Annotated in this window: 11 protein-coding genes; 9 read left to right on the top strand and 2 right to left on the bottom strand. The window is 51.8% G+C overall.

From position 1 onward, the window contains the following. The first annotated feature begins 86 nt into the window (after positions 1–86). The 3 genes from G6R28_RS02710 to G6R28_RS02700 all read left to right on the top strand — a co-directional run bounded on the left by G6R28_RS02710 (position 87) and on the right by G6R28_RS02700 (position 3,795). Entirely contained in the window at positions 87–2,492 is a 2,406-nt protein-coding gene (locus G6R28_RS02710) for an FtsK/SpoIIIE family DNA translocase (protein ID WP_213792691.1), read from the top strand. A 288-nt stretch (positions 2,493–2,780) separates the two neighbouring features. Continuing rightward, complete coding sequence (locus G6R28_RS02705; protein ID WP_213792690.1) at positions 2,781–3,662, top strand: trypsin-like serine peptidase; 882 nt, start codon at positions 2,781–2,783, stop codon at positions 3,660–3,662. After that, the gene (locus tag G6R28_RS02700) at positions 3,634–3,795 is read left to right on the top strand and encodes a hypothetical protein (protein ID WP_213792689.1); all 162 of its coding nucleotides are present in this window, start codon (positions 3,634–3,636) and stop codon (positions 3,793–3,795) included. The genes G6R28_RS02705 and G6R28_RS02700 overlap by 29 nt, the downstream gene beginning before the upstream one ends. A 47-nt stretch (positions 3,796–3,842) precedes the next feature. Here G6R28_RS02700 and G6R28_RS02695 read toward each other — a convergent pair whose 3' ends face one another. Next, complete coding sequence (locus G6R28_RS02695; protein WP_213792688.1) at positions 3,843–4,343, bottom strand: hypothetical protein; 501 nt, start codon at positions 4,341–4,343, stop codon at positions 3,843–3,845. 10 nt (positions 4,344–4,353) lie between these two features. After that, positions 4,354–6,012 carry an adenine deaminase gene (gene ade, locus G6R28_RS02690; RefSeq protein WP_213792687.1) on the bottom strand — a complete coding sequence of 553 codons (1,659 nt, stop codon included), beginning with the start codon at positions 6,010–6,012 and terminating at the stop codon, positions 4,354–4,356. 244 nt (positions 6,013–6,256) lie between these two features. On the opposite strand from ade, the gene glmS reads away from it, so the two are divergent. The 6 genes from glmS (at position 6,257) to G6R28_RS02660 (ending at position 17,240) form a co-directional block, all read left to right on the top strand. Next, the gene (gene glmS, locus G6R28_RS02685) at positions 6,257–8,059 is read left to right on the top strand and encodes a glutamine--fructose-6-phosphate transaminase (isomerizing) (protein WP_213792686.1); all 1,803 of its coding nucleotides are present in this window, start codon (positions 6,257–6,259) and stop codon (positions 8,057–8,059) included. 135 nt (positions 8,060–8,194) lie between these two features. Further along, the gene (locus G6R28_RS02680; RefSeq protein ID WP_213792685.1) at positions 8,195–8,986 is read left to right on the top strand and encodes an isoprenyl transferase; all 792 of its coding nucleotides are present in this window, start codon (positions 8,195–8,197) and stop codon (positions 8,984–8,986) included. A gap of 21 nt (positions 8,987–9,007) precedes the next feature. After that, complete coding sequence (locus G6R28_RS02675) at positions 9,008–9,811, top strand: phosphatidate cytidylyltransferase (protein WP_213792684.1); 804 nt, start codon at positions 9,008–9,010, stop codon at positions 9,809–9,811. Between the two features lie 34 nt (positions 9,812–9,845). After that, positions 9,846–11,102, top strand: coding sequence for an RIP metalloprotease RseP (rseP, locus tag G6R28_RS02670; protein WP_213792683.1), 1,257 nt, complete (start codon positions 9,846–9,848; stop codon positions 11,100–11,102). Between the two features lie 52 nt (positions 11,103–11,154). Continuing rightward, positions 11,155–12,870 (top strand): proline--tRNA ligase, encoded by a 1,716-nt coding sequence (locus tag G6R28_RS02665; protein WP_213792682.1) that lies wholly within the window; start codon positions 11,155–11,157, stop codon positions 12,868–12,870. Positions 12,871–12,926: 56 nt separating this feature from the next. Continuing rightward, on the top strand, positions 12,927–17,240 hold the full coding sequence (locus G6R28_RS02660; protein WP_213792681.1) for a PolC-type DNA polymerase III: 4,314 nt from the start codon (positions 12,927–12,929) through the stop codon (positions 17,238–17,240). Positions 17,241–17,320: the final 80 nt, after the last annotated feature.

Here is a 17,320-nt window from a genome sequence, read left to right as displayed (position 1 = left end):
GAGCCTTCTTTTTGCTTGTGCTAAGATAGGTAGCGTAAGTATTTTCACTTTGCAGGCGAAAAGCCTGTTCATTAGGGGAGTTTGTGATGGCAAAGCAGAGCCGGAAAACAAAGCAAAAGGGATCAAAAGCGAAAAAGATGACACGTTCCGGTGCGGCCAGTCAGGTCATTGCACTGGTGACCATCATCGTTTTGGCTGTTTTTGCGATCTTTCAGGTGGGCATTTTTGGAATCTACCTGGCTGACTTTGTCCGTTTCTTTATCGGAAACCTTTATCAGCTGACCCTTGCCTTGATCATTTTCTTTACAGGGTATTACCTGATTATGGATAAGGCCTGTCCCGTACCCGGCCGTGTTTATGCGGGTTCGACCATGCTCTACCTGGCGGCCATGCTGTTTTCCGCCCTGCTCTTTTACACGCAGGCCGACCTGCCAGACGGGACGCCGATGGCCCAAGTGCTTCGCATTATTGGCCAGGAGCTGACCAACCAAACGGCCCACACGCCCGTTGGTTCTGGAATCATTGGGGCCGCCTTCTATCAGTTAACGGAAACCTTCCTTTCAAACGTTGGAACGGTCATCATTATTGCCGTTCTCTTCATTGCCGGTCTGATTGTAACCTTCAAGTTACCAGCCCGTGACATGGCGCAAAAGTCAGTTCAAAAGGCTCAGGAGAAGGCCGTTGAAATCAAGGAACGGCAGGCAGAACGCCGAGATCAACGAGCGCTTTTGGCAAAAAAGGACCGTCAGGATCTGACCGACTTTGGCGACGATCCATTCGGAAGTTCCAAGACGGAGCCGGGTGTGCAGGATGACGATCCCTTTGCGCCAGTCGACCAAGGAAAGAGTCAGTCCGCTGCAGATGTCGAGCCGGCAGCAGTTAGCGAACCGCAGATTAATTGGCAGCAGCCAACCTCACAAGAAGAACCAATCATTGATGGGACGAAGGGGACGGAGCATGTTTTACCGGATACTTCGCTGCCTTCAGCCAAGGCTGCCGAACGAGCCGATGACTTTAACATGGGGCAGGGGGACGTTTCAGACGACGACTATCAACTGCCGCAGACCTCTTTGCTAACTAAGACCAAGGCAACCGACCAGTCAAAGGAGGCAAGGAGCCTGAACGCCAAGTCCCGCCTGGTTCACGACACGCTCCAGTCCTTTGGTGTCGAAGCAACGGTTTCATCTGTTTCCCTTGGACCGACGGTGACCCAGTACGAGCTAAAGCCTGGTCAGGGTGTCAAAGTCAACCGGATTGCTAACCTGGCTGATGACTTAGCCTTGGCCCTCGCTGCCAAGTCGATTCGAATCGAGGCCCCAATTCCTGGTAAGCCTTATGTTGGAATCGAAGTGCCAAACGACACCCAGGCCGTCGTTGGTTTTCGGGACATGATTGAACAGTCCAAGACGCTTTCAGACGGGCTCTTAACTGTGCCCCTGGGCCGGGATGTTTCCGGCCAAATTGTCTCGGTTGACCTGGCCGCCATGCCCCACTTGCTGATTGCTGGTTCGACTGGTTCTGGTAAGTCCGTGGGATTAAACGGTATCATTGTTTCACTTTTGTTAAAGGCCAAGCCTTCGGAAGTAAAGCTGATGATGGTCGATCCAAAGGTTGTCGAGCTGTCCATTTACAATGGCATTCCGCACTTGTTAACACCGGTCGTTTCCGATCCTAAGAAGGCGGCTAAGTCGCTCAACAAGCTGGTTGAGGAAATGGAAAACCGCTATGATTTGCTGGCCCAGTTTGGCAAGCGAAACATCGGGGAGTACAACGCGGCCGTTGAAGAAAACAACGCCCATGCCAAGGAAACGGGCAACGCTTTGATGACCAAACTGCCCTACATCGTGGCGGTGGTTGATGAGTTCGCTGACTTGATGGCAACCGTTGGCTCGGAAATCGAAGTCTCGATTGCCCGCTTGGGTGCCAAAGCCCGTGCCGCTGGGATTCATATGATTCTGGCCACCCAGCGTCCTGATGTCAAAGTCATTAACGGGACCATCAAGTCCAACATTCCGGGTCGAATTGCCTTCCGAACGGCTTCTGGAATCGATTCTCGAACCATCTTGGATACGAACGGTGCTGAAAAGCTGCTCGGCCGTGGTGACATGATTTTTGCGCCACCTGGCAAGCCGCACCGTCGTTTGCAAGGGGCCTTTATTTCGAACGCGGACGTTTCAGCCGTTGTTGACTTTGTTAAGGATGAGCAGACGGCTTCTTACGACGATAAGATGACCGTGACGGATGAGGAAATTGCGCAAGACGAAGCCGGTGTTGCCGGCGATTCCGATGACGAACTCTTTGATGAAGCGCTGGAATTCGTCATTGATCAGCAAAAGGCCTCGACTTCTTTGCTACAACGTCGTTTCCGAATTGGTTATAACCGAGCTGCTCGGTTAATTGATGACTTAGAAAACGCTGGGTACATTGGACCAGCCGATGGGGCAAGGCCTCGTCAGGTAAACGTGACGAAAAAGGCGGATGCCGAAAACTAATCAAAAGACGAGTTGTTCACTTGGACAATTCGTCTTTTTTTGTTTAACAAATTTGAGGGTGGTCTAGATGTCTGGACCGCCGTTTTTGTTCTCCGGGAGTAAGCGTGCTATATTGACCGCAGAAAGGGGGTGGTGGGATGCAGAAAGCCTTATTTTAGTGGCCGTTTATTTGGACACTGCGGTCAAAGCGGAAGGAAGTGCTTAGCCCAGCAAGCCCTTGGCAGACATCTACTGCGCTGGTAGCTTTTTCTTTTTTCGATTTGAAATGCTTTGATTAAAGGAGGATGAATGGTAAAAGGAAAGAAGTTTCAGTCTTTAGTAAAGGTGACTTTGGTGGGGGCGACGGTCCTGTCTGCTGGCTTTGCGGTCAGTCCCAAAGCCGACGCCTACGTTTTTAATCCGGTGAAGTTTCAAAAGGGGCGGGTGCCAAACACACGACAGGCTCCGTTCTCATCGGTCGTTTTGATTATCAATCGGCAGACCGGCGAATCGGGTTCTGGTGTTTTGATTGGACCGGACACCGTCTTAACGGCTGCTCACGTAGTCATGAGTAACCGACAGGGCGGCGACCCAGACGACTGGCCAACCCGAATCGGGAATCCACGTGACTTGACCATCGAACCGGCCTACGGGGGCGAAACGGGTTCGATGGGTGAACGTTATCCATTTGGCCAGCACTACCGTGGGGCCTCGATTTCAATTTCGCCTGCGTACTTGCGAGATGCCCTGGTACCCAACGCACCGGGGGCTGATCCGGGTGACCACGACTTGGCCTTAATTCACCTGAGCCGGCCGGTTGAAAACGCCGAGGTGCTGCCACTGGGTGAGTTGCGGGCAGAAGACATCGCCTCAGAGCCTATTTCAGCAATTGGCTTCCCGGCGACTTTGGGACCCGGAAGCATGACCGAGCCTGAAAACGAAAACGATAGCATGTATGTTGATACGGGTCTTGCTGAAAGTATTTCGACCAATCAAATTGCCACTCAGCAGGTTAACTGGGCCCACGGTAGTTCCGGTGGCCCAATCCTGAATCGGGTGAACCAGGTTGTGGGCATTGTTAGTTCGTCCAATTCGCTTGGTAACTACGCAACGCGAATTACACCGGCCGACCGATGTGACGACCATGTTAACGCCAGACAATGTGCGAAACCGCTGGGTTTCCTTTGGTAATGAACGGGTCTTCTTTGATGAGCAGTCCACGGCCCGGCAGGTAATGGCCGTCGAACCAAGTAATCTCGGGGTCTTAGACCTGTCCATGCCAAGTGCTGCTGGTAATAGTAGTCCAAGGCACGACGACCTTTAAGTTTACGATAAATAAAAAAAGCAGCCTGAAGTTAATCAGACTGCTTTTTATTCGCCAAAAAGGGGCTTGAGGTTTTTCTTGAAGGAACCGTCGGGGTCGTTAACAAAGTTGGCGTAGGCGGCCCAGTAGTTGTCTTCGATGAGCAAGGGCTCAACGAGCTCCTTTGGGAAGGCTTTCTTAGGAATGGCACCGTCCGGCCGCTTCTCCCCTTGATAGTTCTTAACAAAGTCGGCAAAGCGCTTTTCTAAGACGAGGGCTTCTGGCCCAAACCAGTTGTGTGGTTCGACCGTTAAGAAGGATTCGTCGAATTGATAGGGCACCCAGTCCGGTTGATCAACGGCCACCTTTAGTGGGTGAACCAGTTTTTGCAGTTGGACTTGGCCGATGGCGATGTCAGCAACGGCTGCCGCCATGGCAGAGGGGAGGCCCTTTTCCTGGTTTTCGCTAGCAACGAGGAGGAAGGTTCCCTGGATGCTTGGGTCGACGTTGACCTCTTGGCCAACGAGGACTTTGACGAGTTCTTTTGCGGGTAAATTGATTGCTTTCATGTTTATTAGTTTAATCTTGGATGCCGATAAATTCAAACTTTTCGACGTCGAAAAGTCCCTGATCGGTAATCTTCAGACTTGGAATAACTGGTAAGGCCATGAAGGAAAGGGTCAAGAAGGGGTCAAAAGTCAAATCCGAAATCGTAGCGAAGGCGGCGTTGAGCTCATCTTGTTCTGCGATCAGTTCCTCGTATGCCTTGTCGGACATGAGGCCACCAATTGGCAGTGGCAAGGCAGTGACTTGGCCGTTGTTGACAACGACCTCGCCACCACCGATTTCCTTTAACTTCAAAACGGCCGTTAACATGTCTGCATCGTTTTGTCCGGCCACAATGACGTTGTGGGAGTCGTGGGCGATGGTTGAGGCAATGGCTCCGGAGCGAAGCTTGAGACCCTTGATGATGCCGAGACCATGGCCTAAGTCATGATAGCGTTCGATGACGGCGACTTTGGCATAGTCTTCGTTTGCTTCAAATTGGCCCTTTTGGTCAACCGGGACTTTTTCAATCAGGTGCTTAGTGGTGATGTGGTGGGGCTCGACCTCGATGACGTGGGCGGCCCTGTCCTTATCAAGGGGCAGTGCCAAGTCTTCTGCTGTCAGGGTTAGGTTGATTTGCTGACCGGGTAACCAGAGAACGGACTCAGCCTGGTCCTTGAAAAACTTTCCAGCGACCATGGTTTCTTCAACGGCCACTTTTTCCAAGTTTTCTAAAATCAGTAGGTCGGCGACAAAACCGGGGGCAATCGCTCCGACGTTTTCGAGGTGGTGGGCTTTGGCGGCGTTCAAGGAGGCCATGGTGAAGGCTTCTTCAGCCGTCAGGCCGTTTTTGATGGCCAAGGCGACGTTGAAGTTAATCGAACCTTCGTCTTCGATGTCCTTTGCGGACTTGTCATCGGTGGCAAAGGAAAAATGGGCCTGGTTGGCAGCATTAACAGCTGGCAAGAGGGCCAACTCATCACGTTCGACCGTTCCTTCCCGAATGAAGATGTTCATTCCGGCTGAAATGCGGTCGATGGCCTCCTGAACGTTGGTTGCTTCGTGATCGGTATCAATCCCGTAGGCCCGGTAGACGGCCAATTGATCAGGACCGAGTCCGGCACCGTGGCCATCAACGTGCTTGTTGGCTGCCTGAGCGTCCGAAATCTTTTGCAACATGTCTTGGTTCTTTCCGGAAACGGCCGGGTAGTCCATGACTTCGGCTAAGCCGGCCACTTCTTTGTGCTGGTAGAAGGGCTTTAAGGCTTCGGCGTCCAAAGTCGCCCCGGCATGCTCAAAGTTGGTTGCCGGAACCGATGAGGGCAGCATGTAGTGGATATGTAAGGGGGTTTTCTTAGCGGAATCAAGCATGTACTGGATTCCGGAAACACCAGCTACCGAAGCGATTTCGTGTGGGTCGGCAAAGATTCGCGTCACGCCCTGCTTTAAGGAAAGCCGGCCGAATTCCGACGGGGTCAGCAGGGAGGACTCGATGTGCAAGTGGGCGTCGATGAGGCCGGGAACGATGAACTTGCCGCTGCAGTCGATGCTTGTGTCCGCCTGGTAGGCGTCGCTTTGGCCCACAAAGACGACGCGGTCGTCCTTAATCCAAACGGGTTTTTCTTGGAACTCCTGGGTAAAGACGTTTAGGACACGTCCGGAATGCAAGCAATAATCAACGGGAATTGTCATGAAAAGCTCCTTGAATTGGTTAAATTTTATTTATTTTAGCATATTTATGGGTAAAATGTTCGGAAATTATTGATTGGGGAAAAAGGGGCTCGAGGCTATCGTTAGGAAATCATACAATTCCCTGACTTTTTGTCTATACCAATCCATAAATTGGTCTTTAACTCCGTATAGAAAGTTGATAGAATAGCCTTGTTAGATAAATTAATTTTAATAAACCAATTTTTTATGAAAGCGAGATTCAACCATGTGCGGAATTGTTGGTGTTACTGGAGTCGGGGATGCACTACCCTACCTCTTGCAAGGATTACAGAAGCTGGAGTACCGTGGCTATGATTCAGCCGGCGTTTACTTGACGGATGCTTCGGGGAAAAACGCCCTCATTAAGGAAAAGGGCCGCGTTTCAAAGTTGGCTGAAAAGGCCAAGGCCCACGGCTTTTCCGGAACGGCCGGGATTGCTCACACCCGTTGGGCAACCCATGGGAACGTGACGATCGAAAACGCCCACCCACAAAAGTCAGCAGACGACCGTTTCTTCCTTGTTCACAACGGGGTCATTGAAAACTACAAGGAATTGACTGAAACTTACTTGCAGGGCGTGCACTTGGTATCCGAAACGGATACGGAAGTGGCCGTGCAACTGGTCGACAAGTTCTCAAAGGATGGAATGAGCACTCCAGACGCCTTTCGTAAGATGATTTCGCTTTTGGATGGCAACTCGGCCTACGGTTTTTTGCTGGTCGATCACGAAGATCCCGAAACACTGTATGTTGCCAAGAAAAAGTCACCATTGCTCGTTGGTGTTTCTGACCACGGAAACGCCGTGACGTCCGATGCCGCTGCGATGATTGACTTGACCAAGGAATTCATCGAACTGCGTGATGGGGACATGGCCATCGTTAAGCCAAAGTCCGTTGTCATCTATGACGCGGCTGGTGAAGAAGTCAACCGCGAACCATTCACGCTTGAAATCGATCCAGAAGACACGGACAAGGGTGCCTATCCTTACTACATGTTGAAGGAAATTGATGAACAGGCCGTTGTGGCCCGTAACATTTCGGCCCACTACTTTGATGAAGATGGTAACTTGCAGGGCATTCCGTGTGCGGTGACCGATACCATTCAAGAAGCCGACCGCCTCTACATCGTTGCTGCGGGAACTTCTTACCACGCTGGTTTGGTTGGAAAGCGCTACTTCGAACAGTGGGCCAAGATTCCAACGGAAGTCCACATTGCTTCTGAATTTGCTTACGATCAACCAATGTTGTCAGAAAAGCCATTCTTCATTTTCTTGTCCCAGTCTGGCGAAACGGCCGACTCTCGTGAGGTTTTGGATAACGTCAAGAAGCAGGGCTACCCAGCCTTGACTTTGGCCAACGTGATGAACTCAACCTTGACCCGTGAAGCGGACTTTGCCCTGCCAGTCTTGGCCGGACCGGAAATCGCGGTTGCCTCGACTAAGGCCTACACGGCTCAGGTTTTGGTTCAAGCCATCTTGGCTGCCTCCCTTGGCAACCCTGGCTTTGACTTGAAGGCTGAATTGGCCAAAGTCGCTGTCGAAATCCAAGCGATTACGGACGAAAAGGAAAGCTTCAAGAAGATCGCAGAAGACGCCTTGAAGGATCAACACTCGGCCTTTTATATCGGCCGTGGTTTGGACGCGGCGGTTGCCTTGGAAGCGGCTTTGAAGTTGAAGGAAATTTCCTACATTCAAACCGAAGGCTTTGCTGCCGGCGAGTTGAAGCACGGAACGATTTCCTTGATTGAAGAGGGAACGCCGGTCTTTGCCTTGCTGACGCAGTCAAAGACGGCCGGTTTGCTCCGTGGTGAAGTTGCGCAAGTGGCCGCCCGTGGTGCTAACACCATCGTCTTTGCCTCTGAAGACTTGGCAAAGGAGGGGGATGCCTTCGTTTTGCCTCAGGTGAACGAATTGCTGATGCCTTTGTTGGCCGTGATTCCGGCTCAGTTGGTTGCTTACTACGCAACCCTTGCCCGTGGCTTGGACGTTGATCGTCCACGTAACCTGGCCAAGTCTGTGACCGTTCAATAAAATTCGTAAAAGCCCGTCATAACGGCTCTTAACAGTAGAAGAAAAACCGGTGAATTTTCACCGGTTTTTTTGTTTGTCTCTGTTAATTCTGGTAAACTAATGAAGAGTATTTTTCATTTTTTAGGGGTAGTTTACATGTCAATTTTTGCTCGGGTCTTTCACCCGAAAAAAACGGAAAGTCAGAGCCTGAAAGAAGGCCTTGCGGCCGGTTCTTACAAGATTCCAAAGCACCTAGCCATCATTATGGACGGTAACGGCCGCTGGGCCAAAAAGCGGCACTTGCCACGCGTTGCTGGTCACAAGGAAGGGATGGAAACGGTCAAAAGAGTGACCAAGTTGGCTAACGAGGCCGGAATTGAAGTCCTGACGGTTTATGCCTTTTCAACGGAAAACTGGTCGCGACCAAGCGATGAGGTGTCCTTCTTGATGAAGTTGCCCGTGACTTTTTTTGACACCTTCGTGCCGGAATTGATTGAACAAAACGTTCGCGTGGAAACGATTGGTGACATTGATAAGCTGCCCGAAACAACCAAGCAGGCGGTCATTGACGCCAAGGAGAAGACGGCCAAAAACACCGGGCTCATCCTGAACTTTGCTTTGAACTACGGCGGCCAACAAGAAATTGTGGACGCGGCTCGGCAATTGGCCCGTGAAGTGGCGGCCGGTGATCGGTTGGTTGAGCAAATTGATCAAGAAAGTATCGCTGAACGTTTGACGACTGGCTTCCTTGGCGAAAAGGCCAACCCCGACTTGATCGTCCGGACTTCGGGCGAAGAGCGTCTTTCCAATTTCCTGCCTTACCAGGCGGCCTATTCGGAGCTCTACTTTACCGATGTCTTCTGGCCAGACTTTGGCGAGGGTGATTTCGAGGCGGCCCTTGCTGCCTACACGAAGCGCGACCGGCGTTTTGGAAATGTAAAAGCTTAATTTGAAAGTGAGAATTGAACAATGCAAACCCGCATTATTACGGCCATTGTGGCCCTTTTGGTCTTTGTACCGCTCGTTGTGATTGGCCACATGCCACTCTTGCTCTTAACGATTGCCCTTGGTTGGGTGGCCATGGGGGAGATGTTGCGCATGACCAAGACCCTCTTGGTCTCCTTTGAAGCCATCATCTCCTTGATTGGGGTCGTGGCCCTGGTTTTGCCCAATAACTTTTGGATTTGGGTTTCCGACAACTGGCCAATGACGGTGTCTTCCGATACGGTTGTCTACGGCATCGCCTTCCTCTTCTTGTTGCGGACGGTTTTGTCTAAAAAGTCCTTTAACATCAACGATGCCGGGGTTCTCTTCCTGTCCATGGTTTACATCGGAACCGGCTTCCACTACTTCTACATGGCCGATCAGAAGGGCCTTTCCGTCTTGTTCTTCGGAATGTTGACGGTCTGGATTACCGATTCCTTTGCCTACTTCTGTGGAAAAGCTTTTGGAAAGCACAAGTTAGCCCCAAGCATTTCACCAAACAAGACCTGGGAAGGGTCCTTGGGCGGTTCAGCCATTGCCATTGTGGTTATGTCCCTCTTGTACGGCTTAACTGGCTGGCTGCACCGACCAGTGCTTGAAATCGTCTTGGCCGTGGCCTTGCTCTCACTCGGTGGTCAACTCGGGGACTTGATTGAATCATCTTTCAAGCGCTACTTTGGTGTCAAGGACTCCGGTAACATCCTGCCGGGTCACGGTGGTATTTTGGACCGCTTTGACTCGATGTTGGTTGTGATGCCACTGCTGTCCATTCTTGGCTTCTTGCGTTAATTTCGTTTCATATCCCTCGTAAAGGAGGTGTTCCATGTCCATCACTGCTATCATTGCCTTTCTCATCGTTTTTGGCCTCTTAGTGTCCTTTCATGAGTTCGGTCACTTCATCGTGGCCAAGAAGTGTGGCGTGCTCGTGCGCGAATTTGCCATTGGCATGGGCCCTAAAATCTTTGCCTGGGTACGAAATGACACGGCTTATACGATTCGCCTGCTGCCGGTCGGTGGCTACGTGCGCATGGCCTCAGAAGAGGACCATGACGAACTAGACGCTGGGCAGCGGGTCTTCTTGCAGGTTAATTCGGCCGGCTTGGTCCAACGCATTGATTATCGTTCCGACCAAGAAGAGGCCGGCTTTCTCTTCCAAATCGATGAAGCGGACTTGGTCGACAACATGACTTTGAAAGGTCTGCGGGCCGGAAGTGAGGAGAGCGAGCAGTTCAAAGTCGCCCCTGACGCCATGCTAATCGATGAGAGCGGCCAAGAGACCAAAGTCGCCCCACGCAGCAGCTGGGTCGAATCGTCACCGGCCATTAAGCGGGTGGCCATTAACCTGGCCGGTCCCTTCATGAACTTTGTTCTGGCCATTGTGGCCGTCTTGATTCTATCCTTTTCCTTGAATCAGGTTTCCTTAAACGAACCGATTTTAGGGCAGGTCCAAAAGAGTCAACCGGCTGCAAAAGCCGGCTTAAAAGCAAACGATCGGATTACGTCGGTTAATGGGCATTCGGTTGACAGCTTTACCGACTTTGCCAGCCTGGTGACGGAGCAAAAGGATCAGCCGATGACCATTGCTTACCGCCGCCACGGTCAGGTAAAGACAACCATGGTTCAGGCTGAAAAGACAACGGTTTCTGGACAGGAAGTCTATCGGATTGGTGTCTTAGCCAAAGGGGAGACGGGGATTGTTGACCGCCTGCAGTACGCCTGGCTGATGGGGACATCCTGGTTCACCCAGGTCTTTAACGGGATCGTCAATCTCTTTAGCACGACTTTTTCATTGAATAAGATTGGCGGACCGGTGATGTTGGCCAAGGCAACTTCTACGGCCACAAACCAGGGATTCTTGACTGTTTTGGCCCTGCTGGGGATGCTTTCCGTCAACCTCGGCCTGGTCAACCTCCTGCCAATTCCGCCCTTGGACGGTGGCAAAGTCTTCCTAGACCTTTACGAGTCAATTTTCCGACGGCCCTTCCCGAAGGTGCTGTCGACCGGCTTCATAACGGTTGGGACGATTGCCTTAATCATCTTGATGATTTTGGTGACCGCAAACGATCTGATTCACTTTTAATTCATGGGGGCAACCCCGTACATACCATGTTCCATGAGGAAAGAAGGATATTATGAAACAAAGTAAGCTCTTTATGCCAACCCTCCGCGAAGTGCCAGCCGATGCGGAAGTTAAGTCCCACCAGTACCTGTTAAAGGCCGGCTACATTCGCCCCGTTTCCGCCGGTGCCTTTGCCTACTTGCCATTGGCCAAGCGCGTCTTGAACAAAGTCGAAGCGATTGTCCGCGAGGAAATGGAAGCGGTCAACGCCAACGAAATGCTGGTACCCGAAATTTTGCCAGCCGAACTCTGGCAGCGTTCCGGCCGTTATGCAACCTACGGCCAGGACTTGTACAAGTTTAAGAACCGTCAGGAACGTGACTTTATCTTGGGCCCAACCCACGAAGAAACCTTCACGGAATTGATTGGAAACGATATCAAGTCCTACAAGAAGTTGCCTTTGTTGGTTTACCAAATTCAGGCCAAGTTCCGTGACGAGGGCCGTCCCCGTTTCGGTCTTTTGCGGACCCGTGAGTTCATCATGAAGGATGCCTACTCCTTTACGGCGGATTACGAAGGCTTGGATCAGATTTTTGACCAAATGGAAGTTGCCTACCGGAACATCTTTGACCGGATTGGCCTGGATTACCGGGTAATCGTTGGGGATGCCGGTGCCATGGGTGGTTCCGATTCCAAGGAATTCTCCGCACCAGCAGCCGCCGGCGAAGACACGATTGTTTACTCGGAAGGGTCTGACTACGCCGCCAACTTGGAAATGGCCTCGGACTTTTACGAACGGGTGGATCGTTCTGCTGAGAAAAAGGCGGATATTGAAAAGATTGACACGCCAAATGCTAAAACCATTGATGAATTGTCGGCTTTGCTAGATCTGCCGGCCGACCAGTTGGTGAAGACGATTGTCGTAGCCGATCCGGAAGGGCAGCTGACGGCCGTTGTGACGACCGGTGACGTTGAAGTCAACTTGGTCAAGGTGCAAAACCGCTTGGGTGTCCCCGAAGTGGAGTTGGCCGACGAAGGTTTGGTCAAGGAAAAGCTGGGTGCTTCCTTTGGTTCCCTTGGACCCGTTGGCTTGCCAGAAGACGTGCAGCTCTTGGTTGATGAACGGGCGGCCGACTTGGTTAACTTTGCCGCCGGTGCAAACGAAGACGGCAAGCACTACCTGAACGTGAACTGGGACCGCGATGTCGCCTTGAAGGATGAACAAGTTGGTGATTTCCGAACAGCCAAGGAAGGGGCCTTAGCCGTTGACGGTAAGGGTAAGTTGGCCTTTACCAAGGGAATTGAAATCGGCCACATCTTTAAGTTGGGAACGAAGTATTCCAAGGCCCTGGGTGCGCAAGTGCTGGACCAAAACGGTCGAGCCGTTGACATGATCATGGGTAGTTACGGAATCGGTATTTCCCGCTTGTTGGCTGCTGTTTCCGAACAGAAGGCCGATGAGAAGGGCTTGGTATGGCCCGCTGCAATTGCGCCATACGACGTTCACATCGTACCGATTAATTTGAAGGATGATGACCAGGCCAACGTGGCTGCTGAATTGGAAGAGCAAGTGGCCAAGGCCGGCTTTGAAAGCCTGGTTGATGACCGTAAGGAACGGGCGGGCGTGAAGTTTGCCGATGCTGACTTGATTGGTTTGCCAGTTCGCATCACGGTTGGAAAGAAGGCCAGTGAGGGCATTGTTGAAGTGACGCTGCGTGAAAGTGGCGAAAACTTTGAAATGCCTGCAAGCGAAGTGGCTGCTAAACTGAACGACTGGTTGCAAAAGTAAGAAGAGAAAAAAGTCGACAGCGGTCGGCTTTTTGCCTTTTCCATTAGGAAGGTACCATGCCTCTTAGTTCAAGAGAACAATTAGAAAAATTAATGATGCAGGCCGAATTGCCGGAAGAACTGCAGGCGGTCCTGTCCGACGCGACTTTGAAAGCGGTGCAGGTCAATCCGGAAGAAAAGTCCTGGCGCTTTGTGGTCGAAACAAATCGAGCGCTCTCCTTTGCGGCTTATCTAGCCTTTTATCAGGGCTTGGTTGCCAATTTTAAGCAGGTCAAGGCCGTTTACTTGACCATTCAGCCAAAGGAGGCCGGCTTTGGGGAGGAGGACGTTCAGGCCTACTTCCACTTCGCCTTAAAGCAAACGGGGTTGAACTACGCCATTGTGCAACAGTTGGCCTCGGCCTCATCGGTTCGCTTAACGGACGGTCAGCAGGTGACCATCGCAACGGCGGCGCCGACTTTGGCGGCTGCCTTGACCAAGGATATCTTGGAAAAGTTGCGTCAGGTTTACGAATGCTTTGGTTTGGCCAATTTGACTTTCACGGCGGTCTTGGACGAAGGACAGCAGCAAAAGCTGCAGGAAAGCTTCGCCTCCCACCAAGAACAGGTCCAGCAAAACATTAACCAGGCTATCGAACGGGCCCAGAAGGCGGCACCGAAGAAGTCTTCTGACGGGGTCGCCCTGCGCCTCGGTCGGGCCATTAATCCCGATACTGAAATTACGCGCTTGTCAGAGATTGACGGGGAAGAATCCCGGGTCGTTATCGAAGGTTATGTCTTTGCTGACGAGGTTCGGGTGCTGCGGTCCAAGCGGCAGCTGCTGACTTTGAAAATTACGGATTATTCGTCTTCGATTTCGGCCAAGAAGTTTTCCAATAACGAACAAGACGAGGCGGTCTTTGAGCAGTTGAAGGCCGGCTGCTGGATTAAGGCTCGCGGAAACGTGCAGGAAGACACCTACGCCCGTGAGCTTGTCTTGAACATTTACGACCTGCAAGTCGTCGACCACCAGGACCGGCAAGAGCCCTATGAGGGGGAAGAAAAGCGGATTGAGCTTCACGCCCACACGAACATGACGGGCATGGATGCGGTCACGGACTTTGGCAAAGTCGCTAAGCTGGCTAGTTCTTGGGGACAGGAAGCCCTGACGGTGATGGATACCGGAAATGTGCAGGGTTATCCACAGGCGATTGCGGCTGGCCAGAAAAACGGTATTAAGATTCTTTACGGAATGGAGGCCAACGTCGTTGAAGACGGGGACCCAATTGCCTATAACACCCGTGATCAGGAACTGGCCGATAAGGAACTGACCTACGTCGCCTTCGATTTGGAAACGACCGGTCTTTCGGCCGTTTCCGACCGAATCATTGAATTGTCGGCCGTCAAAATGCAGATGGGTAACGTCATTGATAAGTACTCCGAGTACATCAATCCAGGCTTTCCGCTCTCTGAATTCACGACCAACCTGACCTCGATTACCGACGCCATGGTGGCCGATGCCAAGCCGGAAAAAGACGTCATCGACAACTTCCGCAAGTGGATTGCGGGTTCTGTCTTGATTGGTCACAACGTGACTTTCGATGTGGACTTCATGAACGCCACCTATGCGCGTTACGACGAGGGGCCGATTGAAGAGCCGGTCATCGATACCTTGCCCTTTACCCGTTGGCTCTATCCAGACTACAAGTCATATCGTCTGGGAACCTTGGCTAAGAAGTTTGGCATCGAATTGGAGCAGGCCCACCGGGCCATCTACGATGCCGAAACCACCGGTCACTTGGGTTGGAAGCTGATTAAAGAGGCGAAGCAGCGCTTTGATCTCGACAATCTAAACCAGCTAAACGACCATATGCTAGACGGTGGTGCTTGGCGGCACGGAAGACCTTTCCACGCCTCGCTTTTGATTCAAAACCCAACCGGCTTGAAAAACATGTACCGGCTGGTCTCCGAGTCAAACGTTTCCTACTTCAACAAAGTGCCGCGCATTCCGCGTTCGGTCCTAAATAAGTTCCGTGATGGGTTAATCATTGGTTCCGGGGATACCTCGGGCGATTTGATTGTGACTTTGATTGAAAAGGGCTATGCGGCGGCTAAGAAGAAGGCCGACTTTTACGATTACATTGAGATTCAACCACTACCAAACTACCAGCCCATGTTGGATTCGGAGTTGATTGCTGGACCGAACAAGCTAAAGAAGATTTTGGCTGACATGGTCAAGCTTGGCGAAGAGATGGATAAGCCGGTTGTAGTGACGGGGGATGTCAAGTATACGAATCCCGAAGACCACATTTACCGTGATATCTTGATTGGTTCACAACCCGGTAATCCACTAAACCGCCAGGCCCTGCCAAAGGTGCACTTCCGCACGACCCAGGAGCTCTTGGATGAGTTTACTTTTCTTGGTGAAGACAAGGCCAAGCAAGTGGTGATCGACAACACCCACAAGGTGGCCGACATGTTAGAAGACATTCAGCCACTGAAGGAGGGGTCTTACCCACCACAGATTCCTGAAGCCGGTGACGAACTGCGGGAAAAGACGTTGACGGCGGCTAAGAAGGCCTATGGTGATCCACTGCCTGAAGTGATTCAGGAACGAATCGATAAGGAATTGAAGTCCATCATTGGAAACGGTTTCGCACCGCACTATATGATTTCGCAACGCTTAGTAGCCAAGTCCAACAAGGACGGCTACCTGGTTGGTTCCCGTGGTTCGGTTGGTTCCTCCTTTGTGGCCACCATGTCTGGAATTACTGAAGTCAACCCGCTGCCACCGCACTACCGGTCGGCTCACGGGGACTACTTCGAACTGGCTGATCCCAAGGAATACGGGTCCGGTTATGACTTGCCCGACAAGGAAGATCCGAACCATCCTGGTGAATTACTGATTGGGGATGGACACAACATCCCCTTTGAAACCTTCATGGGCTTCACCGGGAACAAGGTACCCGATATCGATTTGAACTTCTCCGGTGACTACCAGCCAATTGCCCACGATTACATGAAAGTCATGTTCGGGGTCAAGAAGGTTTTCCGTGCCGGAACGATTGCCACGGTCGCCGAAAAAACGGCCTTTGGTTACGTAAAGGCCTATGAGCGTGACCATGACAAGCAGTACCGCGGTGCCGAAGTCGAACGCTTGGCACAGGGAGTGACCGGTGTGAAGCGAACGACCGGGCAGCACCCCGGGGGTATTTTGATCGTGCCTGCCGATTACGACATTTACGACTTTACCCCGGTGCAGTACCCGGCCGATGATCAAACGGCCCTCTGGCAAACGACCCACATGGATTACCACTCGATTCACGATAACCTGTTGAAGATGGATATCCTGGGTCACGATGATCCGACGATGGTGCGTACCCTAAAGGATTTGTCCGGCATTGATCCGCAGACCATTCCGGCAAACGATCCCGGTGTCTTGGACCTCTTTACCTCAACCGAGCCGCTGGGGGTCACACCCGATCAAATCTATTCCAATACCGGAACACTCGGGCTGCCTGAATTTGGTACCGGCTTTGTCCGAAACATGTTGGAAGACACGCAGCCGCACACCTATTCCGAACTGCTTCAGATTTCTGGTCTGTCCCACGGAACCGATGTGTGGTTGGGCAACGCCCATGACCTGGTTGAAAATGGAACGGCGACGATTGCGACCGTGATTGGAACCCGTGATAAGATCATGACCGATTTGATCAACTGGGGTCTGCCCGCTGCCGACGCCTTTAACATCATGGAAAAGGTTCGTAAGGGAAAGGGAATTACAGATGAGTACCAGGCCTTGATGCGTGAGCACCAGGTGCCGGAATGGTACATCGAATCCTGTCTGAAGATCAAATACATGTTCCCCCGGGCCCACGCGGCCGCCTACGTTCTGATGGCCCTGCGAATTGCCTACTTTAAGGTTTACTTCCCAGCCGTCTACTACGCCACTTACTTCACGGTTCGTGCCAACGCCTTTGACGTTGTCGCCATGGCCCGTGGTAAGGAAGCGGTTAAGGCGGCGATTGCTAAAATTAAGGACCTGGGAAACGATGCCACCAAGGGGGATCAGGACTTGCAGACGGTGCTGGAAATGGCCAATGAAGCACTGGAGCGAGGGATTTCCTTTAAGATGGTCGACTTGGAACGGTCCGAGGCCACGGAATGGGTGATTGACGGTAAGGAACTGATTCCACCGTTCTCCGCCATTCCTGGCCTTGGGGATAACGTTGCCAACCAGATTGTCGCCGCCCGGGCTGAAAAGCCCTTCATCTCCAAGGAAGACTTGAAAAAGCGTGGAAAAGTCTCGCAAACCATCATTGATTTCCTGACTTTGCACTCGGTCGTGTCCGACTTGCCAGATGAGAACCAACTGTCGCTCTTCGACTTTTAAAAGGAGAAGGGACTTGCTGTTTTAGCGTGACCGCCTTTTTGGCGATTGTCGACCAGCAAGCAAAACGTAAAAACTAAAAA

Origin of the sequence: Fructobacillus papyrifericola (genome assembly GCF_018437235.1) — a bacterium.
GTDB lineage: Bacteria > Bacillota > Bacilli > Lactobacillales > Lactobacillaceae > Fructobacillus > Fructobacillus papyrifericola.
The sequence above is the reverse complement of the archived record's forward strand: the minus strand, read 5'-3'. Positions and strand labels throughout refer to the sequence as shown.

Coding starts and splice junctions, on each gene's coding strand:
- G6R28_RS02710 (WP_213792691.1), top strand. CDS start 87: ATGGCAAAGCAGAGCCGGAAAACAAAGCAAAAGGGATCAAAAGCGAAA.
- G6R28_RS02705 (WP_213792690.1), top strand. CDS start 2,781: ATGGTAAAAGGAAAGAAGTTTCAGTCTTTAGTAAAGGTGACTTTGGTG.
- G6R28_RS02695 (WP_213792688.1), bottom strand. CDS start 4,343: ATGAAAGCAATCAATTTACCCGCAAAAGAACTCGTCAAAGTCCTCGTT.
- ade (WP_213792687.1), bottom strand. CDS start 6,012: ATGACAATTCCCGTTGATTATTGCTTGCATTCCGGACGTGTCCTAAAC.
- glmS (WP_213792686.1), top strand. CDS start 6,257: ATGTGCGGAATTGTTGGTGTTACTGGAGTCGGGGATGCACTACCCTAC.
- G6R28_RS02680 (WP_213792685.1), top strand. CDS start 8,195: ATGTCAATTTTTGCTCGGGTCTTTCACCCGAAAAAAACGGAAAGTCAG.
- G6R28_RS02675 (WP_213792684.1), top strand. CDS start 9,008: ATGCAAACCCGCATTATTACGGCCATTGTGGCCCTTTTGGTCTTTGTA.
- rseP (WP_213792683.1), top strand. CDS start 9,846: ATGTCCATCACTGCTATCATTGCCTTTCTCATCGTTTTTGGCCTCTTA.
- G6R28_RS02665 (WP_213792682.1), top strand. CDS start 11,155: ATGAAACAAAGTAAGCTCTTTATGCCAACCCTCCGCGAAGTGCCAGCC.
- G6R28_RS02660 (WP_213792681.1), top strand. CDS start 12,927: ATGCCTCTTAGTTCAAGAGAACAATTAGAAAAATTAATGATGCAGGCC.